The sequence below is a fragment of the Paenibacillus wenxiniae genome (assembly GCF_039822605.1).
Taxonomy (GTDB): domain Bacteria; phylum Bacillota; class Bacilli; order Paenibacillales; family Paenibacillaceae; genus Saccharibacillus; species Saccharibacillus wenxiniae.
Window position 1 is genome coordinate 116,048 of record NZ_JBCGUH010000005.1, and the last position, 11,207, is coordinate 127,254.

The following is an 11,207-nucleotide window of genomic DNA, read 5'->3' on the forward strand; positions in this document are numbered from 1 at the left end:
TTCCACTTGTATCCTGAAACTCTCCAGACCACCCATTGGCTAAATTATGTAAAGTGCCAGTTTCAGTTTTAGCATGACCTAAAACTGAATGAACACCTTTATTGGCTTTATTCAAATTATCGTTTTCAACGCTAACATCACTCTCAAATGGAGTCTAAACTGGATGTATAGTTCGTGCTCCTTTTTGTGAGCCAGGTAAAACCCTCTATCTGACGACATCCACCGGAGCTGCTATACTCGTAGCTCCGGTGGATGTCGTCTCGCTCATCGGTCACGTTTAGCGGCACACCGTTGAAATCGGTATTCAGCCACAACGTCTTGCCCCGTCGCTTTGCGTCATCTGATCCATGCGCGCCGCCAGCGGATTCTAAGTTGCGTTCGGTTCGTTGCCTATCGATTATGCAATCGATGGTACAGCTTACTGTATTCACACCATACGTTTATATAGGGAGAGTTTAGCTACTTTTCTTGACCGCTTTTTTGCGACTGCTTTTCTTCGCTTGCGCTTGCTCTTCTGCCACACGAACGGCTTCTTCTTCAGCTTCACGCTTCTCAATCACTTGTTGCTCGGCGTGCTGTTTGACCTTCGCCTCATATGCCTGCTGCAAAGCAGCTTGAAGATCCGCTTTGTCTATTTTGAGATGACTGCTGAACACATCAGGGAAAACGAAGCTTTTGCGTCCTACACTTTGATCAAACATGACTGTAATACGATCGTTATCATGTTCTACTACTTGCCCTGTACCAAATGTTTCGTGAATGACCTGTTCGTTGGTTAAGTTCATCATTTGACCTCCTGTGGCTGTTGTATGGCTAGGTGAAGAAATATACAGTAGCAAAAAATGCAGGGTGCCTGTTAAAAATCGAAGTGATGTTAACAAGTACACTGCATTTTCTCAAAATCTGTCTTTTAAGTATAACATATAATGAGGCACATACGTAGATGACATGATGGTGGATATGATTAAGGGTATGAAAAGCAATAAGTTAAAGTGAGCGTTGTATCATTTTCTAGCCAATGACATCTGCTGATCCCCTGCCTTCAACATGCAATACAAATACCTCCAACATGTAATACGAATACCCCAACATGTAATACACGGATCAGACGATGTTATTCTCCCGCTTCGTTCGATGCTACCTTACGTTGCTTGATCCCTTCGCTTAAAGCAAGTTCTCCCAGATCGGTAGCTTCTTTTTCCAAATGGACATCATCGTTTACAGCAACGTTCTCTGCCAATTGCATCGTCGGCTGCACACGGCCTTGTTTTTGCTGAACGACATGCCATGCTTCATGTGGCAAGTGTTTATCCTGCCCTGGAGCAAGATGAATATCGCTTCCTTGAGCATAGGCATGAGCATTTACTTTCTGAGGCTGGGCCGAATTATAATGGACACGAACATCCGACATATCCATTCCTGACAGGCTCTCAACTCCACTTTTTAATGCGTCTGGCATTCCGGTCTGATTGCTGCTCGTTCCGCCACTGCTAGAGTCGGTTACAGCAGATGAAGCGTTTGTGGATCGCTGAACAGGCGCGTGTGTAGATGACAACGCTCCATACTTGCTGATCGGCACCTGCTGTCCAGCACGAACCTGCTGCATCGTATGTTGATTACCAAGTGTCTGCTGTAAGGTCATGAATGGGGCGGTTCCCTGTCTATGCGGTACTCCAGCAATGAACGGGGCATGTTCTGCCAGTGGCATCGCTTCTTTACGTTGCATCGGCGTAGTACGCAATGGAGCATTTTCCTTCCGGGATGGTTCGGATTGGTACATGCTGCTTCCTCCTGTTCCTATCACTGGGCTGGATCAACATCCTGCTTCATGATGATATACGTTAACTCTATCCACGTTTACCTGGGACTACATACGGCAAATCTATCTTATATTCTATAGTAGAGCATTATTTATACAGAACACGACTGTTTTTTTCGTCGTATGCCCATTTTTATGCAAAACCGGTCTTACGGCTACATCCACTTCGAGAGCGGTATTCCTCTTTTCCACACATCGATTATGAAATTTTCAACTGCCCTTTCCAATCGTCGTCTGCGCCACGACTGTAATACTCATCGCTAAGGTAAAAATACATCCGTGCCGCCTGATCGCTGCCATTTTGCCGAACGATTTGCAAAAATAGCCCGCGTGCCTCCAAAAAGCGTCCATCCCGAAACAACTGAATCCCCTGCTCAAATGAAGCGGCTGTCCGCTGCTTCAATAGACGCTGATGTTCGGGATCGCCATCGTATAGCTCGTATAAATGCATCACATGATCATCGTCCGGACCAGACTGAATATGTCCCAGATCGCGAATGCCATGCTCATGTGGATGTTCCAGCGCGCGGTACACTTCATCTGTCAGCAAAATGTTAATGCCCAGCTGCTCGCTAATATGTTCCAGCTCGAACACCACATTCACATCTTCTGAAATGACCGCATTGGACATGCGCTCCTCCTCCCCAACGACACCGAGCAATAGACTGCCGCGATGAATGACTACACCTACATCCAGCAGGCGCTCACCGCGCTCGGCATAGTCGATATTGACCTCGTTCACACGCTGCCGAATCGATAATGCCGCTGCCAGTGCGTCCTCTGTCCAGCGTGGAAACAAGCTGAACAGGCTCGCATCGGCATAATCGTTTACGATACCGCCAGCATGACGAATACGCGGCCCGGCGCTACCGAGAAATAGATTGATCAGGTTGAATATTTGCGAAGGGTCCATGCCTTTTGTATAGCGGTAAAAGGAACGAATGCTGCAAATCATCATGCTCATTTCCTTTTGCACCTGATTGCCCAGCTGCACCTCGGTCAGATCTTTTTTATCGAGAAAATCCAGAAAGGAGCGCGGGACAAAACGATAGTACGACTGGCTGAGCAGCTTCATACTGCTAATCTGCTGTTCGATCTGCGCAGCCATCGTATTAAATTGATCGCCCAGCTCGCTCACCTCATCACGGATACCCCCAATATGAACGCGGGTTCCCCAATTGCCGGATGCCATTTCGATCGCTCCGGCTCGTAGTTTGCGAATCGATGACAAAATGAGTGCGGTAAGTATAGAGAACAGCAGTGCCGTCAGCGGAGCGCTAATCGTAATGAGCCAAAACATTTTGTTGTATAGTGCATCCTTTTCTTTGTTCAAGTATTCTTCGGACATGCCCACCTCATGCAGCCCAATGATCTTACCTTTACCGTCATAAACGGGACCGACTACAGATAGCCATGATCCCTGTGAATCGGTATCGTCATTGCGAACGGTGTTGCCCTGCAATGCTTCACGAAATTCCTCATCCAGCGGCTCTGGAAAATATGGACCAACCGGATCGCCATAATCGGTCATCACATACAATCTGCCTTCCCAATACATGTACAGCTCACTGTATAATGCCGTCTCACTTGCGGGCAACAGCTTCCGATTCATCTGCGCCAATCTGTTAAATACGGGAGCACCGTAATCTTCAGGTGAATTGATTTCCAGCAGCATATCTCCATCGATATTGCCACGACTGATCTCGACAGCACTTTTTAGTTGTTGCTCGATCTGGTATTTAAGCTGCATCACCGACCGTTCCATAATCGTATGCGAAAAAATGGCGAGCAGGCATGTTAACACTAGTAAAAAGGCGGCCATCTGTTTGATCATAATCGATACATGGCGCTTCATCACATGGATATAAATATGATGCAGCAATAGCGCAAACACAATCGGGATTAGCAATGTGCAGATCCAGATCATGCTAATTTGGAACACAAGCCAGCCGGACATCTCTGGACGATTAATCATTTTGAACGATTTCAGATCAGGATCAGCCTGAATCATCGTATCGTCGACACCGATCGTAATTCGATTCGCCTGACCGATGGCCATCGCACTAATATGATCCAGATGCAGCGGATAACCCCGTTGTGCCAGCATTTTGTCATCCAGCCAGATGGTTGGCTTCAGCTGATCTACAGGTTCGCTTGTAGCTCCATCATAACGAACGATGCGCTCCGTGCCGATATCAGTCACATACAGTTTGTCATCCGGCGACAAAAACAGTCGATAATTATAATTGAACTCTGCCGATTTACCGGACGACTGGGGCACAGTAAGCAAAGGTAGCTGTTGTAACAGCGATGTTTCGGTGGCCGTATCGCCGAGTGTGCCTGCACGGTATACAAGTCCATTTTTACCGGTAAAAAAGACTTTGCCATTTTCCCAACCAGTGACATTTTGTACGCCGATGTTAGGTGGGATCACAACCTGGAGCAGATCACGATTAGTATGGGTGGACAGATTGATTTCATGCAGCGTCAATCCGCTATCCGTCATAATGGCAAAACGCAATACGCCATTTTTAATCAGCATCGAGGTAAGTTTGCTGTAGGCATGAAGCAGCGGTGGATTGTACGTATTGGTGTAGAGCGTATCCGCAGGCGTGCCATTTGGTGTATAACGCACAATTTCTTCTTTACGAAGCTCGGTACGATCACGCGAGTAATAATTACGTGCAATGTACATATTGCCCTCGTTATCGACTTTGATCATGCTGAGCTGCACAAATTCATCGCTTGTGTTGGGCAATAAACTCCGTTTAAGCCAGTTTTCGTGCGCATCCACAATCAGCGTGACGTTCCCCTCACTGTTCAGCTTGATCACGCGTTGCTGCTTGTCCAGTACATAGGTATTGCCTTGATCATCAGTTGCCGCATTGTTCACGTCCGCCAGCGCTACCGTTCTGGTCGGTAACGATTCTCCGAGCAGATGGATATTATGGTAGCTGAAAGTAATACACACGCACAGAACGACAAACAGCAGCACCATGATTCCCCATCTACGCCATACCTTCATAGGTTCTCATTCCTCCACGTATCCAAAATCGAGCATTTCGGCGATTCAGCAAGCAACTTATCGTTGCCGTGTACAAGCGCCGTATAGTACCATAGAAAAAGGTAAAATTTACACATTCCATACACTTCACCACGTATCCATCATCTTCGTCCTACGATGCTCCCTGCCGTCCGGCACAGGAGTCGACTATCCACTAAGGAGGATGTGACATTGGGCTTTCAAGTATGCCAGGGAGCCGGATTGCAGTGCAGCTTCGGCGCCGCTCCCTCTGTTTTGAATGTACTTCCTCTCAACCGCGTACTGGTTGGAGGCGTTCCTGCCGCCAATATTATGGATCATCAGCCTTTCGTTAATATCGCTCCATTCGGAACCTGTATGTCACTAGCGAATCCGCTCGTTGCTGCTGCTACGGCGGCGGCACTCGGTGTACTTACTCCTCAGCCCTGCATACCAGTCACAACGGCTCCCTGGATGCCTGGTGCGCCTACCGTACTCATCGCCAACATGCCTGCTTTAAACAACGACTCTAAATGCTTATGCACCTGGGGCGGTGTTATTTCCATCATTCAACCCGGACAAATGAATACGATGATTCCATGAACAGGAGGAAACCCGTTGGAAAGCGCATGGAAACCGCTTAAAAAGCTATCCAAGCAAGCAGCTGGCAAAACGAGTGAATGGCTTAAAAGTTCCCTTTCCACTCAGCCGCGTAGCCTGAAGCAATACGTGCGGATCGGCAATTATTTTATTAGCAAAAAGTGGTTATGGATCATTTCGATCGTGCTTCTGTTGCTGATCGTGCTCGCTATCTTTTTCCCGTATCACTGGTTTGGTCGCTGGACTACTTTGTATGAGGGCACTCCTAAAGCCCAAACGTATAGCGGGCAAGCGATGCTGTATGATTCTCCGCAGAGCAAGCAGCTCGTCTACAAAGGCACTTTCAAAGATGGCCAGTATGACGGCAGCGGCCAGCTCTACAGAGAAGGTGGTCTGCGCTATGAAGGCGGCTTCGCCGCAGGACGCATGCAGGGCGATGGCACCGCATATAATGCTGCTGGACAACGTGTGTACAGCGGTCAGTTTGCAGATGGTATGTACAATGGCGCAGGGACGCAATATCAGTCAGATGGTACGATCCAATATCAAGGCAGCTTTGCCAGTCAGCTTCGCAGTGGAACAGGCAAGCTGTACAATGCTCGCTCTCAACTAGTGTATGAAGGCGGATTCGCGCTGGATAAGTATGATGGCGCAGGAACGTTATATCGTGATGATGGTACGCTTCGCTACAAAGGTAATTTTCAAAATGGCTTGTTTAGTGGACAGGGTACAACATTTGATGCCAAAGGACAGCCACTATACGTCGGCAACTTTGTCGCCGGCCAGCGTCAGGGGCAAGGTGTGCTCAGCAATGCCAGCGGCATCAAGCTGTATGAAGGTGATTTTCTAGCTGGTAAATATGACGGTCAGGGCAAAGTGTACGACACGAGCGGCAATGCGCTGTATGAAGGACAGCTTCGCGCTGGAGCATATGATGGTATCGGGACGCTTTACGGTGCAGATAAGCTGATCCGGTACAAAGGCTTTTTTAGCAAAGGCACGATTGATCCGGCTCGTTTCCTCGGTTTATCCCGTAAAGAAGTGCAAAATATTTTGGGCGATCCGGCAACGGTGCGACCGATGTCTGTATCGGCTGGTGCAGCGACAGGTACAGCGGCTACCGCAAATACGGCTGCTGGCGTATCATCCGTTTCGGCAACAGGCGGTACAACAAGTAGCCCGGCTGCGACAGGATCGAACGTTTCAACCAGCCCAGCGAGTGCAGGTAAAAATTCATCTGCTGGAACTAATTCTGTCAGCGCTGCTTCTGATGCTGCTTCAAGCAGTACAGCTTCGGCTGGAGTCGCTTCCGGTAGTACTTCAGCTACAACAGGCTCGGGCAAAGCCGCGACAGATGCAGGTGCAGGAACAGCCACGCCTTTACCTGCTGCTCCGACACAGCCGACTGTGCCGGAAGGCTTGCAACCCGCTTATCTGGACTATCCCGACCTGCATCTCATTTTCGAGATTACGATCAAAGGCACCAATGCACTCGTCTCGCGTGTGACCGTGACCGATGCCGGGCTGGCTGGAGAGCTATACGACGCTCAGGTCAGCGATGAGAATCAGAAGAAAACCGATGAAGAACGTACCGCCAATCCCGGCAAAAGCAAATATTTCTTTATCGATGATGATGTGATCTACGGCTTTGAATTTGGACGTAAGGAAAAGGAGCAAAGTGGCCTGCAATCAGTTGATGTGATCGATGTGGCTGATCAGATGAAGCAACCGTAGACCGATCATCGACGACGCGTTATAACGATCCGAGCTGTATTCTAGCTGCCGACAGCCGGAAGTGGGCATGATTATTGCTCCCTTCCGGCTTTTTTATGTGGATTCGTTCATATCTTCATTTGCCGCCCGTGTTGCCCACCAGCGCACATGTAGTGTGGACGGCCCTGAGGATGAGAATACTCTGGCACCGATACGGAACGTACCTTTGTCTGGATATTGAACCGTGCCCAGCTTCACCTGTGGCAAATTCGATTCATACGGCGTATGGTCAAACACATCCTGATTCCCGCCGAAAATGCGTGAATCTTCCTGCTCGCATAGCCCCAGCGTAAGATGTACACTGCCTGTCCCGAATCCATGCTGGATTTCCTCAGAAACGATATTTTCCCCTTTCGCAAACAGGCCATTATGACCGCGTCCGCCAGACAGTGACAGCGCGATCGTACCCGTGCGTACACCGCTGACCGGCAGTGGTGCAGGCGCAGTCTCCTCTGCATGCTCTTCCTGTTCCAATAAGCCCAGCATCCAGTCGGATTCGAGTGGAGCCGCCTGCGCTTCGACTGTGCGCATTTGCTGCTGTCCGGTCATTGTGCCATTGAAAAGTCCAAGCCGCTGTAGCTCTGATAGGTTACGCACATAATCTCCAAATGGCACACGCTGTACATCTTCGATCGCATAGGTGGAGCGAATGCGAGTCAGACTGATTCGTGCCAGACAGACGGAAGAAGGGCGTTCAGACAGCGCCTCATCCAGTGGACGTTCCACATAATCCTGCCAGATGCGCTCCTGAGGATCAGCAGTCACTTCAAGCGGGAATACAATTTCCTCCCGTACCGGAATGGTGCGCCCGTCCACACGAACCGTAGCGGTCACGATACGTATGACGGCTTTGCCATCCTTTTCCCCTGCTACAAATTGGCTATCGATTCGGTATTCGGAAACCGCCTCTTCACCGGAATCATTGTAGGTCACACGATGCTCGCCCCCACTCAGCTCCACGCCTTCACTTTCCAGCGTGCAGTCCAGAATGACCTGTGCCTCGCGTCTGGCTTTGACCACATGCATATGCAGCGCGAATGGTTCACCTGGTGCGACATAACGTGGCCCTTTGATCAGAATGCGCACCGAATCATCTTTGTAAAAGGAAACCGTGCGCTCCTTCAAACTCGTAATACCATACTGATCCAGATCGTCTGCATATTCGCGTAAAACTAGCTTATACGTCTCCTGCACCCGATTATGCTCACTCAGATCATCTGTCGATGCCTGCTCCTGCCCGCGCTCCAGCGCATGCACCGGCTCACGTCCGCGCTCGCTGTATACGATACATAGGTACAGGTCGCGAATATATTCATTACTGCCAAAGCCTTCGATTAACGATAACTTGGTCGTGATCGGGGACGGCACGATAATTTCACGCCCCAGACTGTCCAGTGCTGCACCAGATTGGATCGATAACGTTTTATCATCGACCATTACGACCGTCAGACCGGTAATAATACCTGGCCCATACAACAGTCGGTTTAATAGCCGCCTTTTATTCACCGTATACTGCTGCTCAGCTTCAAAATCTCTGACCGTTAGCAGCTTGCCGTAAAAGTAACGGTTACGCTCAAACGGATAATAGCGAGAATTGCTCATACCGTGGACTCCTTTTATATGGTCATATCAGTGCCTGCCTTTTATTCTGATTCATGTACTTCTGTACTTTAATGTTCTAACTTGATCGCCTCATCCAGACGAAATGGGAACGTCATTGCTGCCGTATCGCCGCCATCAGTCAGCACCGTATCGTACGAGACGACCGACTGCTCATCAATAGACATACGCGATGGACGGGACAGTACCGAATTGATCTCCAGATACGTATGCCCACCAAGACGCATACGCGGTTCCAATACAATCAGCTCTGCCTCGGTCATGACGGGCTTCTCCTCATGCAGCATGCGCTGAAGCATTTCCTTCTGTCGTTCGGAATGAACGGTATCCGGCGGTATAATGACGAGAAAGCTATACGGCATATCGTTGTATAGCGGCTTTAGCGCCTCGCTCCATTCCGGATCATATAGCAAATGCTTGTATTGGAAATGCTCCAGCACATACGGCCTTTTGCCTGTCATCAGCTCCATCGTGAGCACCATCGCTTCACGTGTGCCGCGCATCCGATACAATCGTGGCATCATCTGTAAATAGCGCCGTAGCAGCGCATCGTCCCAGCTTTCATCTGCGGCAATGCCGACCCAGCCTGCCAGCCAGCGTAGAAACTCTCCTTCATTCAGCTTCGGATCAAGCCGGTAGGGCATCTCATCAATCTGCTGATGTAGCTCACGGAAAAAGTGACCAAACAACGCCAGAAATCGTCCTAGAAAAGATTGCTCCCCCTGCTCCTGATACAGCTCTGGCAAATAATGCAGCAGCGATGAACGTGGATAAAACAGTTCCAGTTCACGCACGATTGGCGCCTGTGTCCAGCTTCCTGACAGCTCCAATGCAATCCATAAATAACGTCCACGCGCTTCGGGGAAAAGAGCATTCAGTGGATTGAGCGGCAATGATTGCCAGTGTTCATGAATATAATGAAGCCGCTGTCTGTCGCCAATCTGCGGTGCATGCAGCCATTCATCCAGCGTATACACCCGATTGCGCCACTGGATCTGCGTATGATCAGCCGCATAATAATGCACAATCAGTCGCGTCTCTGGCGGCACTTCCGCATCAATTCGCAAATTATGCCACATATTGTCTTCTGCACCGCTGTCTGCGGATGGCAGTAGCAGATGACCACGCGGCAAGCTGTCCGTTTCCAGCGGTGAACGAATCATACGATTGCGTCTAAAAACAGTCATCGCCGCCGCAGACGTATCATACACAAGCAACTGTTCACCACTGCGCAACAGTTCATCCACCCGCCCGGTATAACCCGGAACTCGCTCCCATTCTCCATACGAGCGAATGGCAATCAGATAGGCAGCTGATTCGCTATCATTGCGCAGATCATACACCCCTGCATAGAGCACACCGTCTGGCCCTTCGATCAGATTGCCTTCCAGCCGACATCCCGGCAAGGAAAAACCGCTCAATTCCCCTGTCTCGCTCCAGCTCCAAATGGTACTGCTATGAGGAGCAGCGATATAAAAATGGTCGCCGTGCAGGGCTATTTTCCAGCGATCATGATTATGAACAGAATGCGCGATATTTTCACGATCATCTGCCAGTTGTTCCGGTAATGAGCGACTTCGGAGCAAGCGTCCATTCCAGTCATAGCTATGCAGCTCATAGCTCCATACCGCCTGTTGGATCTGCTCTGTCTCGCTCTCTTCTAGTATCGAAAGTGTCTGTTTACGCTGTAATATGTGCAGCCCATTCGCATCATGTTCGGCGGCGAGTGTCTCGATCTTTTCGCCAGCTACGATGGCTGGGCTAGCTTGCCAGAGGCATTGTCCGTTAACTGCTGCATACACGCTAATCATCGTTTCTGTCGGTTCCAAAGGAAGGATCGCCCATCGTCCCGTTGTTCCAAGCAATAGCGATGGGGACATAGGCTGCCCGGGGGATGCAGACAGCAGCAACTCCGGTGCCGGATACGCGGGATCAAGCAAATATACCGCTCCATTCCAATCAAGCATGTACAGTTTCCCTGTGTGATCGGTAGCTACAGCGCTAATGGATGCTCCTGCCGTAACCACAGAAAAGCGTCCAGAAGCGCTGTATTTTAGCTCACGGCGTAATGTGATGCCTTGCTCGCTAATGTCCAGATTGATCGCGCGACCGGTTGACCAATCCGAAGGTTTGTTGAAGGCGATGCCGGGGATTCTCATTGTGCTGTCCTCCTTTCTTGTGAGCGATGATTGTATCGTTCGGCTATAGGCGTTGACGCTGTGCAGCTTGTGTACAACGAGCTTGTTTACAATGTTCTGGATGCGTGGATGAGCCTGATCGTTGTGAACTGAAGGTTACCTACGGTTGCGTCCCTATTCAGTTTGTTAGATGCCGCGAGTTCATCTTACTGGCTGTTCCTGTATTTGTTAAATC

General features: G+C 49.6%; 7 protein-coding genes. 2 read left to right on the forward strand and 5 right to left on the reverse strand.

Going from position 1 to position 11,207, the window contains the following annotated elements; all coding sequences use genetic code 11:
- Positions 1 to 455 precede the first annotated feature (455 nt).
- The 3 genes from AAHF22_RS11280 to AAHF22_RS11290 all read right to left on the reverse strand — a co-directional run bounded on the left by AAHF22_RS11280 (position 456) and on the right by AAHF22_RS11290 (position 4,844).
- The gene (locus tag AAHF22_RS11280) at positions 456 to 785 is read right to left on the reverse strand and encodes a hypothetical protein (protein WP_347325106.1); all 330 of its coding nucleotides are present in this window, start codon (positions 783 to 785) and stop codon (positions 456 to 458) included.
- A 329-nt stretch (positions 786 to 1,114) separates the two neighbouring features.
- Positions 1,115 to 1,780: an eCIS core domain-containing protein gene (locus AAHF22_RS11285; RefSeq protein WP_347325107.1), complete on the reverse strand. Its 666-nt coding sequence runs from the start codon at positions 1,778 to 1,780 to the stop codon at positions 1,115 to 1,117.
- Positions 1,781 to 2,018: 238 nt separating this feature from the next.
- Positions 2,019 to 4,844, reverse strand: coding sequence for a HAMP domain-containing protein (locus tag AAHF22_RS11290; RefSeq protein WP_347325108.1), 2,826 nt, complete (start codon positions 4,842 to 4,844; stop codon positions 2,019 to 2,021).
- A gap of 204 nt (positions 4,845 to 5,048) precedes the next feature.
- On the opposite strand from AAHF22_RS11290, the gene AAHF22_RS11295 reads away from it, so the two are divergent.
- Both AAHF22_RS11295 and AAHF22_RS11300 read left to right on the forward strand, forming a co-directional pair.
- A complete protein-coding gene (locus tag AAHF22_RS11295; RefSeq protein WP_347325109.1) occupies positions 5,049 to 5,444 on the forward strand; it encodes a DUF4280 domain-containing protein in 396 nt (131 codons plus the stop codon).
- A gap of 15 nt (positions 5,445 to 5,459) precedes the next feature.
- Positions 5,460 to 7,175 (forward strand): MORN repeat-containing protein, encoded by a 1,716-nt coding sequence (locus AAHF22_RS11300; RefSeq protein ID WP_347325110.1) that lies wholly within the window; start codon positions 5,460 to 5,462, stop codon positions 7,173 to 7,175.
- 93 nt (positions 7,176 to 7,268) lie between these two features.
- Here AAHF22_RS11300 and AAHF22_RS11305 read toward each other — a convergent pair whose 3' ends face one another.
- Both AAHF22_RS11305 and AAHF22_RS11310 read right to left on the reverse strand, forming a co-directional pair.
- Positions 7,269 to 8,816 (reverse strand): hypothetical protein, encoded by a 1,548-nt coding sequence (locus AAHF22_RS11305; protein ID WP_347325111.1) that lies wholly within the window; start codon positions 8,814 to 8,816, stop codon positions 7,269 to 7,271.
- Positions 8,817 to 8,884: 68 nt separating this feature from the next.
- Positions 8,885 to 10,993 carry a phage tail protein gene (locus tag AAHF22_RS11310; protein WP_347325112.1) on the reverse strand — a complete coding sequence of 703 codons (2,109 nt, stop codon included), beginning with the start codon at positions 10,991 to 10,993 and terminating at the stop codon, positions 8,885 to 8,887.
- Between the last annotated feature and the right edge of the window lie 214 nt (positions 10,994 to 11,207).